General features: G+C 70.9%; 19 protein-coding genes. 8 read left to right on the top strand and 11 right to left on the bottom strand.

Translation table 11 applies throughout. From position 1 onward, the window contains the following. Positions 1-19 precede the first annotated feature (19 nt). Together CF165_RS35065 and CF165_RS35070 are read left to right on the top strand one after the other, a co-directional pair. Positions 20-685, top strand: a complete 666-nt coding sequence (locus tag CF165_RS35065) for a potassium channel family protein (protein WP_086851807.1) — start codon at positions 20-22, stop codon at positions 683-685. Further along, a complete protein-coding gene (locus tag CF165_RS35070) occupies positions 682-1338 on the top strand; it encodes a potassium channel family protein (RefSeq protein WP_093951885.1) in 657 nt (218 codons plus the stop codon). The genes CF165_RS35065 and CF165_RS35070 overlap by 4 nt, the downstream gene beginning before the upstream one ends. Positions 1339-1717: 379 nt before the next feature. On the opposite strand, the gene CF165_RS35075 is transcribed toward CF165_RS35070, so the two are convergent. Both CF165_RS35075 and CF165_RS35080 read right to left on the bottom strand, forming a co-directional pair. Beyond that, entirely contained in the window at positions 1718-2440 is a 723-nt protein-coding gene (locus tag CF165_RS35075; protein ID WP_093951886.1) for a DUF3159 domain-containing protein, read from the bottom strand. A gap of 9 nt (positions 2441-2449) precedes the next feature. Further along, the gene (locus CF165_RS35080) at positions 2450-2830 is read right to left on the bottom strand and encodes an OB-fold nucleic acid binding domain-containing protein (RefSeq protein WP_013224481.1); all 381 of its coding nucleotides are present in this window, start codon (positions 2828-2830) and stop codon (positions 2450-2452) included. Positions 2831-2967: 137 nt separating this feature from the next. Between CF165_RS35080 and CF165_RS35085 the strand changes: the two genes are divergently transcribed. Beyond that, on the top strand, positions 2968-3672 hold the full coding sequence (locus CF165_RS35085) for an alpha/beta fold hydrolase (RefSeq protein WP_093951887.1): 705 nt from the start codon (positions 2968-2970) through the stop codon (positions 3670-3672). Between the two features lie 27 nt (positions 3673-3699). On the opposite strand, the gene CF165_RS35090 is transcribed toward CF165_RS35085, so the two are convergent. Together CF165_RS35090 and dut are read right to left on the bottom strand one after the other, a co-directional pair. Next, positions 3700-4368, bottom strand: a complete 669-nt coding sequence (locus CF165_RS35090; RefSeq protein WP_093951888.1) for a DUF3710 domain-containing protein — start codon at positions 4366-4368, stop codon at positions 3700-3702. Beyond that, positions 4368-4871: a dUTP diphosphatase gene (gene dut / locus CF165_RS35095; protein ID WP_020645085.1), complete on the bottom strand. Its 504-nt coding sequence runs from the start codon at positions 4869-4871 to the stop codon at positions 4368-4370. The genes CF165_RS35090 and dut overlap by 1 nt, the downstream gene beginning before the upstream one ends. A gap of 24 nt (positions 4872-4895) precedes the next feature. Here dut and CF165_RS35100 point away from each other — a divergent pair, with 24 nt between their 5' ends. After that, the gene (locus CF165_RS35100) at positions 4896-5378 is read left to right on the top strand and encodes a DUF3093 domain-containing protein (RefSeq protein ID WP_093951889.1); all 483 of its coding nucleotides are present in this window, start codon (positions 4896-4898) and stop codon (positions 5376-5378) included. 159 nt (positions 5379-5537) lie between these two features. On the opposite strand, the gene CF165_RS35105 is transcribed toward CF165_RS35100, so the two are convergent. Next, the gene (locus CF165_RS35105; RefSeq protein ID WP_013224476.1) at positions 5538-5846 is read right to left on the bottom strand and encodes a DUF4193 domain-containing protein; all 309 of its coding nucleotides are present in this window, start codon (positions 5844-5846) and stop codon (positions 5538-5540) included. Between the two features lie 527 nt (positions 5847-6373). Between CF165_RS35105 and cei the strand changes: the two genes are divergently transcribed. Next, positions 6374-7057, top strand: a complete 684-nt coding sequence (gene cei, locus CF165_RS35110; RefSeq protein ID WP_093951890.1) for an envelope integrity protein Cei — start codon at positions 6374-6376, stop codon at positions 7055-7057. A 96-nt stretch (positions 7058-7153) separates the two neighbouring features. On the opposite strand, the gene CF165_RS35115 is transcribed toward cei, so the two are convergent. After that, positions 7154-7972 (bottom strand): inositol monophosphatase family protein, encoded by an 819-nt coding sequence (locus CF165_RS35115; RefSeq protein ID WP_093951891.1) that lies wholly within the window; start codon positions 7970-7972, stop codon positions 7154-7156. A gap of 64 nt (positions 7973-8036) precedes the next feature. Between CF165_RS35115 and ppgK the strand changes: the two genes are divergently transcribed. The 3 genes from ppgK (at position 8037) to CF165_RS35130 (ending at position 11348) form a co-directional block, all read left to right on the top strand. Further along, entirely contained in the window at positions 8037-8804 is a 768-nt protein-coding gene (ppgK, locus tag CF165_RS35120; RefSeq protein WP_093951892.1) for a polyphosphate--glucose phosphotransferase, read from the top strand. A 173-nt stretch (positions 8805-8977) separates the two neighbouring features. Further along, positions 8978-10378, top strand: coding sequence for an RNA polymerase sigma factor (locus CF165_RS35125; protein ID WP_093951893.1), 1401 nt, complete (start codon positions 8978-8980; stop codon positions 10376-10378). Positions 10379-10493: 115 nt separating this feature from the next. Beyond that, complete coding sequence (locus tag CF165_RS35130; RefSeq protein ID WP_093951894.1) at positions 10494-11348, top strand: LLM class flavin-dependent oxidoreductase; 855 nt, start codon at positions 10494-10496, stop codon at positions 11346-11348. Between the two features lie 194 nt (positions 11349-11542). Here CF165_RS35130 and CF165_RS35135 read toward each other — a convergent pair whose 3' ends face one another. From CF165_RS35135 to CF165_RS35155, 5 genes are all read right to left on the bottom strand, one after another. Then, positions 11543-11935: a hypothetical protein gene (locus tag CF165_RS35135; protein ID WP_093951895.1), complete on the bottom strand. Its 393-nt coding sequence runs from the start codon at positions 11933-11935 to the stop codon at positions 11543-11545. Positions 11936-12092: 157 nt separating this feature from the next. After that, positions 12093-14300: a 1,4-alpha-glucan branching protein GlgB gene (gene glgB, locus CF165_RS35140; RefSeq protein WP_093951896.1), complete on the bottom strand. Its 2208-nt coding sequence runs from the start codon at positions 14298-14300 to the stop codon at positions 12093-12095. A gap of 4 nt (positions 14301-14304) precedes the next feature. After that, positions 14305-15678, bottom strand: coding sequence for a maltokinase N-terminal cap-like domain-containing protein (locus CF165_RS35145; protein WP_093951897.1), 1374 nt, complete (start codon positions 15676-15678; stop codon positions 14305-14307). A gap of 5 nt (positions 15679-15683) precedes the next feature. Next, positions 15684-17492: a maltose alpha-D-glucosyltransferase gene (gene treS / locus CF165_RS35150; RefSeq protein WP_093951898.1), complete on the bottom strand. Its 1809-nt coding sequence runs from the start codon at positions 17490-17492 to the stop codon at positions 15684-15686. Positions 17493-17532: 40 nt separating this feature from the next. Then, on the bottom strand, positions 17533-19515 hold the full coding sequence (locus CF165_RS35155; RefSeq protein WP_093951899.1) for an alpha-1,4-glucan--maltose-1-phosphate maltosyltransferase: 1983 nt from the start codon (positions 19513-19515) through the stop codon (positions 17533-17535). Positions 19516-19525 lie beyond the last annotated feature (10 nt).

Genomic DNA, 19525 nt, shown 5'->3' on the forward strand with positions numbered 1-19525 from the left:
GCCAAGGAGGAGGCAGGGCGTGCACGTGGTGATCATGGGATGCGGCCGGGTAGGCGCGTCCCTGGCCGCTGCGCTGGAGCGGCTCGGCCACGAGGTGGCCGTCATCGACAAGAACCAGCAGGCGTTCCGGCGGCTCGGCAGCGACTTCCACGGCCAGCAGGTCGTCGGCGTCGGCTTCGACCGCCGGGTGCTGATCGAAGCCGGCATCGAACGGGCCGGCGCGTTCGCGGCGGTGTCCAGCGGCGACAACTCGAACATCATCTCGGCCAGGGTGGCCCGCGAGAACTTCGGCATCGAGCACGTCGTCGCGCGGATCTACGACCACAAGCGCGCGGCCGTGTACGAGCGGCTGGGCATCCCGACGGTGGCGACGGTGCCGTGGACCACCGACCGGTTCCTGCGCAGCCTCCTGCCGGACGGCGTCGCGTCGGCGTGGCGGGACCCGTCGGGCAACGTCGCGCTGCTGCAGCTGCCGCTGCACGAGGGCTGGGTCGGGCACTCCGTGCGGTCCCTGCAGGAGGCGACCGGCGCGCGGGTGGCGTTCATCATGCGCTTCGGCACCGCGGTGCTGCCCGACACCAAGACCGTGCTGCAGGCCGACGACGTCGTGTGGGTGGCCGCGCGTTCCGGCACCGTCACCGACGTGACCAGTGTGGCCCACCGCGAACCGGAGGACGAGGCATGAGGGTCGCGATTGCGGGCGCGGGCGCGGTCGGCCGCTCCATCGCCGCCGAGCTGATCGACGGCAGGCACCAGGTGATGCTCATCGAGCGCGAAGCCGACCAGTTCGAGCCGCACGCGGTCGAGCAGGCCGACTGGGTGCTCGGCGACGCGTGCGAGGTGTCGATCCTGGAGGAGTCCGGGATCGAGCAGTGCGACGTCGTCATCGCCGCGACCGGCGACGACAAGGCGAACCTCGTGGTGTCACTGCTGGCCAAGACGGAGTTCGCGGTACGGCGCGTGGTGGCCCGGGTGAACAACCCGGCCAACGAGTGGCTGTTCAACGACGCCTGGGGCGTGGACGTCGCGGTGTCGACCCCGCGGATGCTCGCGGCGATGGTCGAGGAGGCGGTCAGCGTCGGCGACCTGGTGCGGCTGATGACGTTCCGGCAGAGCAACGCGAACCTGGTCGAGCTGACGCTGCCGGCGGAGACGCCCCTGGCCGGCAAGCCGGTGAGCGAGCTGACGCTGCCGCGGGACGCGGCCTTGGTGACGATCCTGCGCGGCGACCGGGTGATCATCCCGCAGCCGGAGGACCCGCTGGAGCCGGGCGACGAGCTGCTGTTCGTGGCGACCGCGGACGTCGAGCCGGAGATCCGGACGGCGCTCGGGTACTGAGACCGCCGAGACGCGCGAAGGCCGCTTGAGGAACCCCTACGTTCCTCAAGCGGCCTTCGTGGCTTTCGGGCGACCGGAATTGTCGGTGCCTGCCGGTAGCGTGGAAAACGGGGGGCGCCCCCGCGGGCCGGGGCTTCGCGTGATGCCTTCCTGATCACGGGTGATGCCCCTCTGGACACGGGTGATGCCCCTCCGTCGCCTGCTTTCGCGTGCCTCTGGCCGGAGGTCAGGTGATCGGAGCCGGGCCTCGCGCGGTTGGAGAGGCATCTCGCGTGATTGAGGGGCATCTCGCGTGATTGTGGGGGCATCGGGCGGTCGGCGCGGCGAAACTGTCGGTGGCCGCCGGTAGAGTCGAGAACGGGGGGCGCCCCCGCGCGGGTCAGGCTTCGGGAGTCGCGTACTTCTCGCGCAGCCGGGCTTCGACTTCCGCGTCGGTCTCCGGCTTCGGCTCGGACTCCGCCAGTGCCTTCAGGCGCTTGTCCGACCGCCGGACCGCCCACACGACCACCAGCAGGCCCAGCGCGTACAGCGGGTAGCCCATGGCGATCTTCGCGAAGGCCAGCCAGCCGGTGTAGTCCTCCTGGTAGAGCCACCGCTGGACGACGAACCGGGCGGCGAAGATCGCCGCCATGGCCAGCGTGGCGACGTCGTAGCCGTAGCGGGACGGCTTGTCCTTGCGCCACGCCTGGCCGGTGCCGTTGAGCATGTTCCAGACGACGCCCGCGATCGGCCAGCGCACCACCACCGACAGCACGAAGACGCCGCAGTAGATCAGGCTGGCGTAGATCCCGAAGAGGAAGAACCCCTTCGCGGACCCGGTCCGGTAGGCGATGAACGCCGCGATCGCGACGCCGAAGAACCCGGAGATCGCCGGCTGCAGCGGCTCCTTGCGGACCACCCGCAGCACCGTGATGGCCACCGCGCTGCCCACCGACGTCCAGATGGCCGCGGTCAGGCCGAAGAACGAGTTCGCCAGGACGAACACGATGACCGGCAGCGAGGAGTAGACCAGGCCGGACACGCCGCCCATCTGCTCGAGCAGGGTCGGCTGCGGCTCTTCTTCCGCGTCGGTCTTCTTCTCGCTCGGGGCGGGTTCAGTCACGATGGGTGATCAACTCACTGGGCTCTGGAGCTCGTAATAGGGGTTGTACAGCACCTTCTGGCCGTCACGCTCGGCCATCCGGCCGCGCACCTTGATCGTCCGGCCAGGCTCGATGCCCGGGATCCGGCGGCGGCCGAGCCAGATTAGCGTCACGCCCTGTGTCCCGTCGAACAGCTCGGCCTCCAGCGTGGCGGCCTCGTTGGTCGGGCAGAGCTCCACACTGCGGAGCCGGCCCATCACGGTGACCTCTTCACCCGAGCGGCAGTCACACGCCCGCTGCGCCCCTTCGGCGCCCGACCTCATCGACATCTCGTCGGCGTCGAGTTCCTCGACGTCGCTGGTCAGCTTGCGAACCAACCGGCTGAAGTAGCCGCCGTCTTTGGCGGACATAGGTGCTCCTGTGCTCCGGGGCCCCCGACGTGGTTTTTGCGGCCCGTGCGATTTCCAGCGTAGCTGCGGTCCCCGCCAGGGAAACGCCTTTGCGCAAAGATCGCAACGTGACGTCCGCTATCAGAGTTCCCGCCGCGGTGCTGCTGCCCGGCACCGGCTCGGACGAGGTGTTCGTCCGAGCCGTCTTCGGAGGGCCGCTGCGCGCCCTCGGTGTCCCGCTCATCGCGCCACCCCCGCCACCCGGTGCGGAGCTCGCCGAGGGCTACCTGAAGACGCTGGACGCCTTGGCGGACGAATACGGCGAACTGCTCGTCGGCGGCATTTCGTTCGGCGCGCACCTCGCCGCGGAGTGGGCGGTGCGCCACCCGGGCCGTTGCGGGGGCCTGCTGGCCGCGCTCCCGGCCTGGAACGGCGTCCCCGGCTCAGCACCCGCGTCGCTGGCCGCGACGCTGTCGGCGGATCTGGTGGCCCGTTCCGGGGTCGACGCGGCACTGGCGCAGACCGCGGGCAGCCCGGACTGGCTGCGAGCGGAGCTGGACCGGGCGTGGCGCCGCCACGGCGGCGAACTGGCGGCCGGCCTGCGTGTCGCCGCGGGCCGGCCGGCGCCGACGCTCGGGGACCTGGCCGCGCTGAATGTCCCGGCCGGGATCGGCACCTGCGCGGACGACCCGATCCACCCGACGAAAGTCGCATCCGAGTGGGCGGACGCCCTCCCGCGCGCGGCCCTCGGTGAGACGACGCTCACGGCCTTGGGCGCCGACCGGGAGTCCCTCGGCCGGGCCACCGTCCTGGCCTTCCTGAAAGCCCGGCAAATGCCAGGAGGGGCACCTTCACGGCCGTAAAAGCCGGGAAGGTGCCCCTCCTGGGCTTCAGCCTTGCTGCTGCTGGGCCGCGATGTGCTCCGCCACCGCGTCCGGCAGCGTGATGGTCAGCGGGGTCCGGACCGGCATCGGCGCGTCACCGCGGTCGACGATGGTCCGCCGGACGATCTCCCGCAGCACCTCGACGGCGGCCGCGGCCTCGGACTGGGGCCCGGCGATGACGCCGCGCAGCATCCAGCGGGGCCGGTCGACGCCGACGAAGCGCAGGGCGACGTCGCCGACGATGGCCGAGATCTCCAGGCCCCACTTGCCGCGGCCGAGGTTCACCTTGGCGCCGTCGGCCCGCAGCTGGTCGGCCAGCTCGGCGCTGACCTCGCGCCACAGCCCGCCCGAGCGCGGCGCGGCGTACGCGCTGACCGTGATCTGGCCCTGCTCGGTGACGACGTGCACGGCGCGCACGCCCTGGGTCTCCGGGTCCATTTCGACCTGGACCTGGGAACCGTCGGGCACCGGCACCTTCACCGAGCCGAGGTCGATCCGCGGGACGCCGTCGTCGTCGAAGTCCGCGACGTCGTACGGGCCGTCGGAGACGTCCGACAGCTCCGGCCCGTCCTCGTCGTCGTAGCCGTCGTCCTCGATCGTGTCGTCGGCCTCGGGCGCGGCGTGCCGTCCGGCGGACCCGCCCTCGGTCCGCCGCTTGCGTCCGAAAATCCCCACTAGCTCTCCGTTCCTTCCCCCGCGCCGGCGCCCGTGGCGAGCGCCGGTGCTCCCAGTGTGGCGTGTCCACCTGTCGAGCCGTAGCCTCCGTCGCCCCGCTCGGTGGCGTCGAGCTCGGCGACCTCGACGAACTCCGCGTGCTCGACCCGCTGCACGACCAGCTGGGCGATGCGGTCGCCGCGCGTGAGCTTCACCGGGTGCACCGGGTCGTGGTTGATCAAACAGACTTTGATCTCCCCGCGGTACCCCGCGTCGATCGTGCCCGGGGTGTTCACCACCGAGAGGCCGGCCCGGGCGGCCAGGCCCGACCGTGGGTGGACGAAGCCCGCGTACCCGGGCGGGAGCGCGATCGCGACGCCGGTGCCGACGACGCCGCGTTCCCCGGGTCCGAGCACGATATCCGAGGTGGTGACGAGATCGGCGCCCGCGTCGCCCGGCCGGGCGTAGGCGGGCAGCGGGACATCCGGGTCGAGCCGGGAGAGGAGTACCTGAACGCTGGACACGGGCCGCGAGATTACTCTGTTCCCGTGGGTGAATCAGCGAAGACGGCCGCGAACACCGCGGTCCGGCATTCCGAGCGGCTGTACGTCCCGTGGTGGGGCTGGCCGCTGCCGGTGCTGGGGGCGGTCCTGCTGGCCGCCGAGATCGACCTCGGGTACCCGGGGATCCGGGCTTGGCTGCCGTACGTGATCGCGCTGCCGGTGGTCGTGGCGCTGCTGCTGTCGCTGGGCCGGTCGAAGGTCCGGATCACCGGCGGTGACGAGCCGGAGCTGTGGGTCGGCGACGCGCACCTGCCGCTGCGCTACGTCGGCGAGGTGGAGGTCTTCGACAAGGAAGCCAAGCGCAAGGCGCTGGGCCGCGACGGCGACCCCGCCGCCTACGTGCTGCACCGCGGCTGGGTCGGCCCGGTCGTGCGGCTCCGCCTGACCGACGCGAACGACCCGACACCGTACTGGCTGTTCAGCACCCGGCACCCGGAAAAGGTCGTCGAGCTGCTGAAGAACGCCTGACCCGGCTCCTCGAGACATGGGAAGGGGGCCGGCCTGCCGGCCGGCCCCCTTGTCCCCAGCGCGCTTCGAGCCTCCCCCTCGCTCTTTTGCCGAGCACTGCCCTCGAGGCTCTCCGTCGCGTCTGTTCGTCCCCTGTGTCCGAGAACCCCTCTGCGCTTCTCAGGCGCAGTCGCGGCAGATCAGGCGTCCGCCGTTGTCCTCGGCCAGCCGGCTGCGGTGGTGCACCAGGAAGCAGACGGAGCAGGTGAACTCGTCCGCCTGCTTCGGCACCACCTTCACGGTCATGTCCTCACCGGAAAGCCCGGAGAGGTCGGCACCCGGCAGCTCGAAGTTCTCGGCGGTCGCGTCCTCGTCGACGTCGACGACGCCGGACTGGTTCTCGTTCCGCCGGGCCTTGAGCTCCTCCAACGAGTCTTCGGCCAGCTCGTCGGCTTCGCTGCGGCGCGGAGCGTCGTAGTCGGTAGCCATGTGTCCCTCACCCCTGCGATCAGCTTGTGTAGTCGTTTTCCCGGACCCCCGGATGCGCCCGTGAGTCCGCCGTGCCGCTGGTCAACGTTCCAGGGCCCTCGTTTGTGCCCGACGGCCGAAGTGACCGAGGTCTCTTCTTTTTGCGCCTCTTCCTGCGGCCGGAGCCCGGGAAGGGTAGCTCACCGCTCTGCGGGTTCTGCAACGAGTCAGACATTGCCGGGGAATCGTCACCCGACAGGGGGAACCCGCAGGTAAGACGCGTTGTGGTCCGTTCGGGTTGCCCGTGGGTGGAGAACTTCACGCGCGACCCGTGTCCGCTTGCCCCGGCCGGGCCGGGCGTGGTGCGATCACTGCACGGGGATCGGCCCCGGGCGGGAGCCCGGGACCACGGGCACGACCGGATGTCCCGGCGGGGCGACCCGGGACGACGCGCGCCGTCCGGTGCGCCTAGGCTGACCGGCCTCGAACGGTGCCGGTGCACACGGCCGGACACGGTCGGATTCGGTGTTTGGGGAAGGGACAGGCAGGTGGCGTCGGGGAACGGCATCGGGGACCGTGGGGCGCGGCCGTATCGCAAGCACAAGCCGCTGCCGGCGCTGATCGTCATCGGCGTGCTCGCCGTCGCCGCGATCGTCGTCTGGGTGAACGCGGTCATCAGCAAGGGTGACATCGACGAGGCCGTCCGCTGCGACCCGCCCGCCAGCCCGCCACCGGGCGTCACGTTCAGCACCCTCCCCCACGACGCGCTCGACGGCCGCGCGCCCATCCCGCCCGACAAGGTCGCCTACCGGGTCCTCAACGCCTCCCAGTCCCGCGGCAAGGGCGGCATGACCACGACCGCGCTGAAGGAACTCGGGTTCACCGGGGCCGCCGAACCGGCCAGCGACCCGGCGTACGAGAACCGCGAGGCCAAGTGCCGTGGCCAGATCCGCTTCGGCGAGAACGGCGCCACCGCGGCCCGGACGCTCAGCCTGGTCGTCCCGTGCGCCGAGCTGGTCCAGGACAACCGCAAGGACGCGAGCGTCGACGTCGTCACGGGCACCCTCTTCGGCGACGTCCGGCCCCGCGCCGAGGCCCGCCAGATCATCACCCAGCTCGCCGACTGGTCGAAGGCCCACCAGGGCGGCGGCGGCAACGAGCAGTCCGCGGGCGCGAAGGCCCCGGTCATCGACCAGACGCTGCTGGCATCGGCCCGCAACGTGGAGTGCTGACCGGCGCCGGACCGCGCGCCGCGGGGGCGCCCCCCGTTTTCCACGCTACCGGAGGGCACCGACAGTTCCGGTCGCCCTGATGAGCAGGCCTCCCGCTCAGACGTCGGCCGCGCCGCAGTCCGCCAGGACCTTCCGCAGCGGGCCGGCGATGGACGGGGCCGCCGCGTACGTCGCGTCCGCGCCGAGGTCCGCCGCGGCGCCCGGGACGGCCACCTCCGCGCCCGCCTCCGCCGCGATCAGCGCCCCGGCCGCCCAGTCCCAGCGGTTGAGCCCGTGCTCCACGTAGGCGTCCAGCCAGCCCGCCGCCACCGCGCACAGGTCGAGTGACGCCGCGCCGTTGCGGCGGATGTCCCGCACGCGTCCCAGCAGCTCCGCCGCGAACCGCGACTGCCGGGTCCGCCGCTCCGGCGAGTACGCGAAACCGGTTCCGACGAGCGTCACCTCCAGCCGCGACGGCGCCGACACGGCCAGCCGCCGTCCGTCCAGGAACGCGCCCTGCCCGCGAGCCGCCGACCAGACGCGGCCGCTCGCCGGTTCCACGACCGCGCCGGCCACCGAGACCCCGCCGACCTGCGCCGCCACCGACACCGCGAACCACGGCAGGCCGTAGAGGAAGTTGACCGTCCCGTCGATCGGGTCGACCACCCACGTCAAGCCGTCGCCCGCCGCGCCGCCGCCTTCCTCGCCCAGCACCGGCTCCCCCGGGCGCAGCGAAGCCAGCCGCGCCCGGACGAGGCGCTCCGACTCGTGGTCCACCGCGGTCACCACGTCGGTGTCCCCGGACTTCGTGCCCACAGCGACCGTACGACCGCCCGCCATCCCCTCCCAGGCCTCGCGGACCAGCTCGGCGGCGTCCGTCGCGACCTGCACCGCGACGCTTTTCAGCAACGACTCGTCAACTCCCACGTCCGACATGTCACCACATCCGGTTAAAGTCTCCGAGGCAGGCTTCTGAATCGTGCGAGAAGGGACCACGTCCGTGGTGGAGGCGACCCGCCGAGGTTTCGGCATCGACATCGGCGGCAGCGGGATCAAGGGCGCCTTGGTCGACCTGGACAAGGGGCAGCTCATCGGCGACCGGATCCGGATCGAGACGCCGAAGCCGTCCACCCCGTCGGCGGTGGCGGACGTCGTGCACGACATCGTGACGCAGGCGGGCTGGGACGGCCCGGTCGGCGTGACGCTCCCCGCGGTCGTCAAGAAGGGCGTCGCGCACACCGCGGCCAACATCGACAAGCAGTGGATCGGCACGGACGCCGACGCGCTGTTCGCCAAGCGGCTCGGCCGCGGCGTCGACCAGGTCGCGATGCTCAACGACGCCGACGCGGCGGGCATGGCGGAGATCCGCTTCGGCGACCCGGTCGCGCGCACGGGCGTGACCGCGCTGCTCACCTTCGGCACCGGCATCGGCAGCGCGGTGTTCCAGGACGGCAAGCTCGTGCCCAACACCGAGTTCGGCCACCTGGAGATCGACGGCCACGACGCCGAGAAGCGCGCGGCCGCCTCGGTGAAGGACAACGAGGGCCTCACCTACCCCGAATGGGCCAAGCGCGTGCACCGTTACCTGACTGTGCTGGAGAACCTCATCTGGCCCGACCTGTTCATCGTCGGCGGCGGCGTCAGCAAGAAGGCCGAGAAATGGGTGCCGCTGCTGGACCTCCGGACTCCGGTGCTGGTCGCGAGCCTGCAGAACAACGCCGGGATCGTCGGCGCCGCGGCCGCCGCGGCGGAGGGCATCCAGCACTGATCGGCCCTCGAGGGTGATCGCTTCGCACCGCATGCGCGTACCGTCGTTACAATGGAACACGGCCCACGGCTGCGGAGGCCAAAACCGCAGGCCGAGGCGTGATCCCCGAATGTGAGGCAGCAGTGGCACCCGTGCCGTTGCTCGTCGTGATCGACCGCTGCGAAAGGGCGTAAGTGGCAGCCGCAAGAACCGCAACCCGAGGCGGGACGAAGACAGCGACCGCAGCCGGCGAGCCGGCCGAAGAGGCAGCCACCGGGACGGCGAAGCCGGCGGCCCGCAAGACCACCACGGCCAAGAAGGCACCGGCCAAGAAGGCACCGGCGAAGAAGCCCGCGACCAAGGGCGCGAAGACCGAAGACGGCGAGCCGGACGGTCCCGTCGACATCGACGAGGCCGAACTCGACACGCCCGACCTGTCGGACCTCGAAGAGGTCGAGGTCGACGTCGTCGACGAAACCGTCAACGACGAGCCGGACACCGACTCGGCCGACGACGATGACGACGACGATGACGAGGAGACCCCGGCGCAGCGCCGTCGCGGGGCGGCGGCGGACAAGGCGGCCGCCGCCAAGAGCTCCGACAACCCGGACTTCGTCTGGGACGAGGAGGAGTCCGAGGCGCTGCGGCAGGCGCGCAAGGACGCCGAGCTCACCGCGTCCGCCGACTCCGTGCGTGCCTACCTCAAGCAGATCGGCAAGGTCGCGCTGCTGAACGCGGAGGAGGAGGTGGAGCTGGCCAAGCGGATCGAGGCCGGGCTCTACGCCGCCGAGCGCGTGCGCACCGCCGAGGAGGAGGGCGAGAAGCTCGTCACCCAGATGCGCCGCGATCTCAAGTGGATCGTGCGTGACGGCGAGCGCGCCAAGAACCACCTGCTCGAGGCGAACCTCCGGCTCGTGGTGTCGCTGGCCAAGCGCTACACCGGCCGCGGCATGGCGTTCCTGGACCTGATCCAGGAGGGCAACCTCGGCCTGATCCGCGCGGTGGAGAAGTTCGACTACACCAAGGGCTACAAGTTCTCGACGTACGCCACGTGGTGGATCCGCCAGGCGATCACCCGCGCGATGGCCGACCAGGCCCGCACCATCCGCATCCCGGTGCACATGGTCGAGGTCATCAACAAGCTGGGCCGCATCCAGCGCGAGCTGCTCCAGGACCTCGGCCGCGAGCCGACCCCGGAAGAGCTCGCCAAGGAGATGGACATCTCTCCGGAGAAGGTCCTCGAGATCCAGCAGTACGCGCGCGAGCCGATCTCGCTGGACCAGACGATCGGCGACGAGGGCGACTCCCAGCTCGGCGACTTCATCGAGGACTCCGAGGCGGTCGTCGCGGTCGACGCGGTGTCGTTCACGCTGCTGCAGGACCAGCTCCAGTCGGTGCTGCAGACGCTGTCCGAGCGCGAGGCCGGCGTGGTCCGGCTGCGCTTCGGCCTCACGGACGGCCAGCCGCGCACGCTCGACGAGATCGGCCAGGTGTACGGGGTGACCCGTGAGCGCATCCGGCAGATCGAGTCGAAGACGATGTCGAAGCTGCGCCACCCGTCGCGGTCGCAGGTCCTGCGGGACTACCTGGACTGATTTCTTGGCACACTGAGTTCTTGGTACAAAAGGGAAAACCCCGTCACGAAAGTGGCGGGGTTTTCCCTTTTCGGGAATCTTGGTGACAAGATCGCCTACTCCCGAGAGGGTCCCCATGAAGATCGGCATCGGTTTGCCGAACCAGGTCCGCGACATGCGTCCGGACGTCATCCCCGCCTGGGCCGCGAAAGCCGAGGAAGCCGGGTTCTCGACGCTCGGCACCGTCGGCCGGATCGCCTACCCCGGCGTGATGGACACCGTCGCGCTCGCCGCGGCGGCCGGCGCCACCAGCCGGATCGGGCTGATCAGCAACGTCCTGCTCGGCACCGTGTGGCCGCCCGTGCTGCTGGCGAAGGAGATCGCCGGCATCGACGGCGTCTCCGGTGGCCGGCTCACCCTCGGCATCGGGATCGGCGGGCGGCCGGACGACTTCGTCGCCGACGGGCTCGGCCCGAAGGGGCTCGGCAAGCGGATCGACGCCGACCTCGAGGTCTACCGGGACGTGTGGAACGGCAAGCCCGTCGGCGGCGGCGACAACCCCGCCGTCCCGCCCGGCACCCGCGAAGTGCCGTTGCTGTTCGGCGGGTTCGCGCCGAAAGCCCTGGCGCGGATGGCGAAGTGGGGCGAGGGCTACGTCGCCGGTTCGGTGCCGCCCGACATGGTCGCCGGCTCGTTCGACCAGGCCCGCACCGCCTGGCGGGAGGCCGGGCGCGAGGGCGAGCCGCGGCTCGTCGCGATCGCGTACTTCGCGCTCGGCGAGCCCGAAACCGGCCGGGCGAAGGTCCACGACTACTACAGCTACATGGGCGAAGAGGGGGCCGGCTTCATCGCGTCGGGCGTGCGCACCACCCCGGACGCGGTGCGCGAAGCCGTGCAGGCGTTCGGTGACCTCGGGGCCGACGAGCTGATCTTCAACCCGGCCACCGACGAGCTTGACGACATCGCCCGGCTCGGCGGCCTCGTGCTGTGATTCACGGCCGGCCGGTGAGCACCGTCCATGGGACGTGCACCGGCCGGGAGGAGAGGTTCTGGCTGTTCACCGGCGTCTGCCCGGCCTACTCCGGGCAGACGCCGGTGTGCACGAAGTTCGTGTCCGAAACCGGTTCCACGAGCAGGACGTGCCGGTGGCCGAGCCCGTTGGCGTCCACAAAGGACAGCCGGAACTCAGGGCACGACCAGCCCGCGTTCCCGCAACGACTGCTCGACGCGCAGCCTTTCGATTTCGCGGTCCATCCCCTCGGGCAGTTCCCCGAGCCGGTGCGGGACGCCGACCTGGCGGCAGGCCACGGTGAGGAGCTCGTCGTACGCCTGCCGGGTGCCGAACCGCCGGGCGGCCGGGGTGCCGGACGGGTAACCGGCGAGCAGCCGGTGCACCCGCCGCAGGTCGGCGGCGACCCGTTCGATGGGCGGCCCTTCGGGCTGCGGCTTCGCGCGTCTCTCCCGGATCCGGCCGACGAGTTTCGGGACGCGCAGCGCGCACCAGAACAGCACCGTGGGAGCGACACAGACCACGGCGAAGAAAATCAGGTTCACGACGACACCACCGGAGCCGTCCATACCCCGATGGTAAGCCCGCAACGCCCACCTGGCGGAGAGCTTTTCGCGTGATTGAAGGGTCAGCACACGTGATTGGAGAGTCGACACGACGCCGGTCGCCGTGTCGACCCTCCAATCACGCGTGTCGTCGCTCCAATCACGCGTGTCGACCCTTCGGTTACGTGAGGTCGGGGTCCGGTGAGGTCTCTTCGGCCAGCCAGAGGACTCCCGCCGGCGGGAGCTGGAGGACGGCTGAGGCCGGCTGGCCGTGCCACGGGTCCTCCGTCGCCTCCACCGCGCCCAGGTTGCCGACGCCGGAGCCGCCGTAGATCTCGGCGTCGGTGTTGACCACCTCGCGCCAGACGCCCGCCGCGGGCAGGCCGACCCGGTAGTCGTGGTGCGGGACGCCGGCGAAGTTGGCCACGCACGCCAGCCGCGAACCGTCGGCGCCGATGCGCAGGAAGCTCAGGACGTTGCCGCTCGAGTCGTTCGCGTCGATCCAGGCGAAGCCCTCCGGGGCGGTGTCCTGGCTGTAGAGCGCCGGAGTGGACCGGTACACCGAGTTCAGCGAGCGCAGCAGGTCCTGCACCCCGCGGTGCAGGGGCTCCTCCAGCAGGTGCCAGTCCAGCGACCGCTGCTCCGACCACTCCCCTTCCTGGCCGAACTCGCCGCCCATGAACAGCAGCTGCTTGCCCGGGTGCGCCCACATGAACGCCAGCAGCGAACGCACGCCCGCCGCCTTGTTCCACGCGTCGCCCGGCATCCGGCCCCACAGGGATCCCTTGCCGTGCACCACTTCGTCGTGCGACAGCGGCAGCACGAAGTTCTCGCTCCAGGCGTACACGAGCGAGAACGTCATCTCGTTGTGGTGGTACGCGCGGTGGATCGGCTCGTGCGAGAGGTACCGGAGCGTGTCGTGCATCCAGCCCATGTTCCACTTGAAGCCGAACCCGAGGCCGCCGAGGTGCGTCGGGCGCGTGACACCCGGCCAGGCCGTCGACTCCTCGGCCACCATCACGACACCCGGGTGTCGCTTGTAGACGGTCGCGTTCAGCTCCTGCAGGAACCGCACGGCGTCGAGGTTTTCCCGCCCGCCGTACTGGTTGGGCAGCCACTCCCCTTCGTTGCGGGAGTAGTCGAGGTACAGCATCGACGCCACCGCGTCGACGCGCAGGCCGTCGAGGTGGAACTCCTCGATCCAGTACAGCGCGTTGGCGACCAGGAAGTTGCGGACTTCGTTGCGGCCGAAGTCGAACACGAGCGTGCCCCAGTCGGGCTGCTCGCCGCGACGCGGGTCCGCGTGCTCGTACAGCGCGGTGCCGTCGAACTTCGCCAGCGCCCAGCTGTCCTTCGGGAAGTGCGCGGGCACCCAGTCGACGAGCACGCCGATGCCCCGCTGGTGCAGGCGGTCGACGAAGTACCGGAAGTCGTCCGGCGAGCCGAAGCGGGACGTCGGCGCGTAGTACGACGTCACCTGGTAGCCCCACGAGCCGCCGAACGGGTGCTCCGAGACCGGCAGCAGCTCCACGTGCGTGAAGCCGGTCTCGACGACGTAGTCGGCCAGCTGGTCGGCCAGCTCGCGGTAGTCGAGGCCCGGCCGCCACGACCCGAGGTGGACTTCGTAGACGCTCATCGGCGCCGCGGCCCACTGGGTCGCTTCCCGCCGCGCGACCCACTCGTCGTCTTCCCACGCGTACGCGGAGCGGGTGACGACCGACGCCGTCGCCGGGGGCTTCTCCGTGGCGAACGCCATCGGGTCGGCCTTCTCGTGCCAGTTGCCGTCGGCGCCGAGGATGCGGAACTTGTAGCAGGTGCCCACGCCGACACCCGGCACGAACAGCTCCCAGACCCCGGACGAGCCGAGCGAACGCATCGGGTGCCCGCGCCCGTCCCAGCCGTTGAAGTCGCCGATCACGCGGATGCCGCGGGCGTTCGGCGCCCAGACCGCGAACGACGTCCCTTCGACGACGCCGTTCGGCGTGTCGTAGGAGCGGACGCGCGCGCCGAGCACCTCCCAGAGCCGCTCGTGCCTGCCCTCGCCGATCAGGTGCAAGTCCAGCTCCCCCACCGTGGGCAGCCAGCGGTACGGGTCGTCGGCGGTGGCGGTGTGCCCGTCGTACTCGACTTCCAGCCGGTAGTCGCCGGGGTGCTCCGGCACCGCGACGGCGAACAGCGCGTCGATCACCGGCTCCATCGGGTACCGGTGCTCACCCGCGCACAGCGCGACGGCCTTCGCGCCGGGCAGCAGCGCCCGGGCCGCGAAGCCCTTGCCGACGGCGTGCACGCCCAGCACCGAGTGCGGGTCGTGGTGAGACCCCGCCAGTAGCCGGTCGATGTCCGCGGCCGGCGGGGCCGCGGCCGGGAGGCCTTCCGGAACGGCGTTCACGGTGTCATCCCTCTCCGCTCGTGATCCGGGCGATCGAAGCGAGCGGCACGCCCAGCCAGTCCGGCCGGTTCGCGTGTTCGTAGCCCACTTCGTAGACCGCCTTGTCCAGTTCGAAGGCACGCAGCAGCGGGCCCTGGTCGCGGGGGTCCGCCGCGATCGCGGCGTACCCCTCGCAGAATGCCGTCCGGTTGCGCTCGGACCACTCCATCGCGCGCTCGGCCAGTGCCGGGTCGTCCGGCTGGCCGACCAGCATCTGCTGGGCCGCGTAGTCGAACGACCTCAGCATGCCCGCGACGTCGCGCAACGGCGAGCGGAGCGCGTGCCGCTCCTCCACCGGGGCCGCGGGCTCCCCTTCGAAGTCGATCAGCAGCCAGCCGCCGACCGTCCGCAGGACCTGGCCGAGGTGCAGGTCGCCGTGGATGTACTGCATGGTTACCGAGTCCAGCGGCAGCGTCCGCAGCTTCTCGAACGCCGCCCGCAGCGCCGGGGCGTGCGCGGCCAGCTCCGGGACCCGCGCGGCGATCGTGTCGAGCCGGTCGAGCATCGCCTTCGCGGAGCGCTCCAGCTCGTGAGCGTCGACCGGCTCGGTGCCGAGGGCCTCGGCGAGGTCGGCGTGCACCTCGGCGACGGCGCGCCCGAGCCGCTCGGCCTCGCCGGCGAAGTCGCCGCCGACCTCCTCGGCGTGCAGCTCCGGCGCGGCCATCAGGTCGCGGACGCTGGTCGTGGCCATCGCCCAGCCGTCGACGGCGTCCGGGACGAACTGCTGGAGCATGCCGACCGTCGTCGGCTCGCCGTCCAGGTCGCCGGTGATCGAGCCGAGCGGGTGCGCGATGTGCTTGCTGCCGACGCCCTGCAGCGCCCGGTGCAGCAGCAGGTCCTTGTTCTTGCCCGGCGTCAGCTTGCGGAACAGCTTGAGGATGTACTGCCCGCCGTAGACCAGCGACGTGTTGCTCTGCTCCGACGAGATCGGCCGCGCGCGCAGGCCGGTCTCCAGCGTCACGCCGGGCTCGTGCTCGAAGACGAGCGAGCCGACGCGTTCCTCCCTGGCCATCAGGTCCAGCAGCACGCCGGTGACGTCCAGGTCACCTGAGGCCTCGTAGGCGTTGAGATCGCCGACGGCGCCGATCCAGCTGCCGGACGCGATCTCCGGCGGGTGCGTCCGGCGGCCGACGAGCAGCTGGTAGGGCTCGCGCCGGTCGTCCTGGGCGACCTCGATGACGACGTGCAGCAGCTGCGGATCGCCGGACACCAGCTCGGTCACGCCGAGTGTCCGGACGCCGGTCACCGGCCGGTCCTTGCCGGCGAACCAGCGCTGCTCCGGCAGCCAGCGCTTCAGGTCCTCGGTCAGGTCGTCGACCAGCTCACGCGGGTCGGACAAGGGACTCACCTCGCTTCGCCTTCGTCTCCCGGGCTCGTCAGCTGGAACCAGTAGAAGCCGTGTCCCGGCAGCGTCAGCAGGTACGACAGGTCCCCGATGCTGGGGAACCGCACGCCGCCGGTGAGCTCCACCGGCGTGCACCCGCGGTGCGCGGAGAGATCCAGCTCCACCGGCTGCGGGAACCGGGAGAGGTTGTTCACGCAGAGCACGACGTCCTCCCCGCCGTCCGGGCGCCGCCACTGGCGCTTGTAGGCCAGCACGCTGGGGTTGGACCCGCCGAGGTCGACGAACTCGCCTTCGGCGAACGCGTGGTGCTGCTTGCGCACCTCGATCATCCGGCGGGTCCAGTTGAGCAGTGAGGCGTCGTTGTTCGACTGCGCCTCGACGTTCAGCCCCTGGTAGCCGTACACCGGGTCCATGATCACCGGCAGGTAGATCCGGCCCGGGTCGCAGGAGGAGAACCCGGCGTTGCGGTCCGGGGTCCACTGCATGGGGGTGCGCACCGCGTCGCGGTCGCCGAGCCAGATGTTGTCTCCCATGCCGATCTCGTCACCGTAGTACAGAACGGGCGATCCCGGCAGGGACAGCAGCATCGCGGTGAACAGCTCCTGCTGGTTGCGGTCGTTGTCCAGCAGCGGGGCCAGCCTCCGGCGGATGCCGATGTTGGCCTTCATGCGCGGGTCCTTGGCGTACTCCGTGTACATGTAGTCGCGCTCTTCGTCGGTGACCATCTCGAGGGTCAGCTCGTCGTGGTTGCGCAGGAAGATGCCCCACTGGGCCCCGCTGGGGATGGTCGGGGTCTGGGCGAGGATCTCCGAGATCGGGAACCGCGACTCGCGCCGCACCGCCATGAAGATCCGCGGCATCAGCGGGAAGTGGAACGCCATGTGGCATTCGTCGCCGCCGACGGCCGGGTCGCCGAAGTACTCGACGACGTCCGAGGGCCACTGGTTGGCCTCGGCCAGCAGGATCCGGCCCGGGTACTCGTCGTCGACGACCTTGCGGCAGCGCTTGAGGAACTCGTGCGTCCGCGGCAGGTTCTCGCAGTTGGTGCCCTCCTGCTCGAACAGGTACGGCACGGCGTCGAGGCGGAACCCGTCGATGCCCAGGTCCAGCCAGAACCGCAGGGTGTCGATCATCGCGTTCTGGACGTCGACGTTCTCGAAGTTCAGGTCGGGCTGGTGGGAGAAGAACCGGTGCCAGTAGAACTGGCCGCGCACGGGGTCGTAAGTCCAGTTCGACGTCTCGGTGTCGACGAAGATGATCCGCGCGTCGGCGTAGCGGGAGTCGTCGTCGCTCCACACGTAGTAGTCGCCGTACGGCCCGTCGGGGTCGCTGCGGGACTGCTGGAACCACGGGTGTGCGTCCGAGGTGTGGTTGAGCACCAGGTCGGTGATCACCCGGATGCCGCGCCGGTGCGCCTCGTTGAGCAGGAAGACGAAGTCCTCCACGCTGCCGAACTCCGGGAGCACGGCGCGGAAGTCGCTGATGTCGTACCCGCCGTCGCGCAACGGCGACGCGTAGAACGGCGGCAGCCACAGGCAGTCGATGCCGAGCCAGGCCAGGTAGTCGAGCCGGCCGGCCAGCCCGCGCAAGTCGCCGGTGCCGTCGCCGTTGGAGTCGGCGAACGCGCGCACCAGCACTTCGTAGAACACCGCGCCCTTGAACCACTCCGGGTTGCTCGGCGCCTGCTGCGCCGACCGGAAGTCCCCGGCCTGCGGCTCCACGAGCATGCCGTCCGCCGTCATCGCCTCGCCGGTGTGCGGCACGCCCTCCAGTCCCAGTGCCGCGTCGGGCCGGGCTTCTTCCGCCATGTGTTCCACCTCGTCCCTTCGAACCCTGTCCTTTCCGTCCTCAGCCGGCCAGCCGGCGTCTCACCGACACGACGTGGGCCACGGCCCGCCAGGGTTCGAGCCGGACGTAGTTCGCCTGACCCCAGTCCCAAGTGTCGCCGGTGACCTCGTCGTGGGCGATCAGCCGTTCGTGGGCCTCGAACCCGAGTGCCGCGGTGTCGAGCCACAGCGTGCCCTCTTGGGGCCCGTACGGGTCGAGCGTCAGGACGGTGACCACGGTGTCGCCGGTGGCCGGGTCCTGTTTGGAGTAGGCCAGCAGCGCGTCGTTGTCGACGTGGTGGAAGTGCAGGGTGCGCATCTGCTGCAGCGCGGGGTGCGCGCGGCGGACGGCGTTCAGCTTCGCCAGCCACGGCTCCAGCGAACGCCCTTCGGCGAGCGCGCGCTCGAAGTCGCGCGGGCGCAGCTGGTACTTCTCGGAGTCGAGGTACTCCTCGCTGCCCTCGCGGACCGGGACGTGCTCGAACAGCTCGTAACCGGAGTAGACGCCCCACGTCGGCGAGATCGTCGCCGCGAGGGCGGCGCGCAGGGCGAACATGCCCGGGCCGCCGCGCTGCAGTGACTCGTGGAGGATGTCCGGGGTGTTGACGAACAGGTTCGGCCGGCCCTCGTTCCAGTGCTCCCGCAGGTCGATGGCGAAGTCGATCAGTTCCTGCTTGCCGGTCCGCCAGGTGAAGTAGGTGTAGCTCTGGGTGAAGCCGAGCCGGGCCAGGCCCCACAGCCGCGCCGGCCGGGTGAACGCCTCGGCCAGGAAGATCACGTCCGGGTGAGCGTCCTTGACCGACTGGATCAGCCAGGCCCAGAAGTCCGGCGGCTTGGTGTGCGGGTTGTCGACCCGGAAGATCTTCACCCCGTGGTCGATCCAGACCGTGATCACCCGGAGCATCTCTTCGTAGACGGCCTTGGGGTCGTTGTCGAAGTTGATCGGGTAGATGTCCTGGTACTTCTTGGGCGGGTTCTCGGCGTAGGCGATCGAGCCGTCCGGGCGGGTGGTGAAGAACTCGGGGTTCTTGAGCACCCACGGGTGGTCGGGCGCGGCCTGCAGCGCGAAGTCGAGCGCCACCTCCATGCCGAGCTCTTCCGCGCGGGCCACGAAGGCGTCGAAGTCGTCGAAGGTGCCGAGGTCGGGGTGGATGGCGTCGTGCCCGCCCTCGTCGGAGCCGATGGCCCACGGCGAGCCGACGTCGTCCGGGGTCGCGTCGAGGGTGTTGTTGGGGCCCTTGCGGTTCACCCGCCCGATCGGGTGGACCGGCGGGAGGTAGACGACGTCGAAGCCCATCTTCGCGACGCGGTCGAGCGCGCCCGCGGCGGTGGCGAAGGTGCCGTGCACCGGCTTGCCCTCGGCGTCGAGCCCGCCGGTCGAGCGGGGGAACAGCTCGTACCAGGAGCCGAACGCGGCGCGGCGGCGGTCGACCCAGACCTTGCGCGGCTTGCCCTTGGTGATCAGCTCGCGCACCGGGAACTCGTGCATGAGCTGGCGGATTTCGGGCGAGAGCGCGGGCCCGACGCGCTCGGCGAGGCCGCGTTCCTCGTCGCGCAACGCCGCCACCGCGCCGAGCAGCAGCTGCTTCTCCGCCCGGCGGTCGGGACGGCGGGCGACGCGCTCCAGCAGGCGGGCGCCGTTCTCGATGTCGTTGGCGAGGTCCTCGGGCCCCTGCCCGGCGGCGACCTTCACCTCGACGTTGTGCTCCCACGTCGCCCACGGGTCGCCCCAGGCGTCGATCCGGAACGTCCACAGGCCGGTCGTGTCCGGGACGATCACCGCGGCGAACTCGTCGGGGTGATCGGAGCCGCGCGGCGCCATCCGCGTCTGGCGCGTCAGCCGGTCGTCCGGCCCGCGCCACGCGACGGTGGCGGCGACCGCGTCGTGACCTTCGCGCCAGACGGTCGCGGTGACCGGGATGTGTTCTCCCACAACGGCTTTGGCCGGATACCGGCCGCAGCTCACGCTGGGGGAGACGTCGTCGATGCCGAGCCGGCCGGTCATGGGCAACGCC

Source organism: Amycolatopsis vastitatis (assembly GCF_002234595.1).
Taxonomy (GTDB): domain Bacteria; phylum Actinomycetota; class Actinomycetes; order Mycobacteriales; family Pseudonocardiaceae; genus Amycolatopsis; species Amycolatopsis vastitatis.

Excerpts from the sequence above, each read along its gene's own strand:
- CF165_RS35135 (WP_093951895.1), bottom strand. The coding sequence starts at position 11,935 with ATGGACGGCTCCGGTGGTGTCGTCGTGAACCTGATTTTCTTCGCCGTG.
- CF165_RS35155 (WP_093951899.1), bottom strand. The coding sequence starts at position 19,515 with ATGACCGGCCGGCTCGGCATCGACGACGTCTCCCCCAGCGTGAGCTGC.
- CF165_RS35080 (WP_013224481.1), bottom strand. The coding sequence starts at position 2,830 with ATGTCCGCCAAAGACGGCGGCTACTTCAGCCGGTTGGTTCGCAAGCTG.
- treS (WP_093951898.1), bottom strand. The coding sequence starts at position 17,492 with ATGGCGGAAGAAGCCCGGCCCGACGCGGCACTGGGACTGGAGGGCGTG.
- CF165_RS35105 (WP_013224476.1), bottom strand. The coding sequence starts at position 5,846 with ATGGCTACCGACTACGACGCTCCGCGCCGCAGCGAAGCCGACGAGCTG.
- CF165_RS35130 (WP_093951894.1), top strand. The coding sequence starts at position 10,494 with ATGAAGATCGGCATCGGTTTGCCGAACCAGGTCCGCGACATGCGTCCG.
- CF165_RS35070 (WP_093951885.1), top strand. The coding sequence starts at position 682 with ATGAGGGTCGCGATTGCGGGCGCGGGCGCGGTCGGCCGCTCCATCGCC.
- CF165_RS35115 (WP_093951891.1), bottom strand. The coding sequence starts at position 7,972 with ATGTCGGACGTGGGAGTTGACGAGTCGTTGCTGAAAAGCGTCGCGGTG.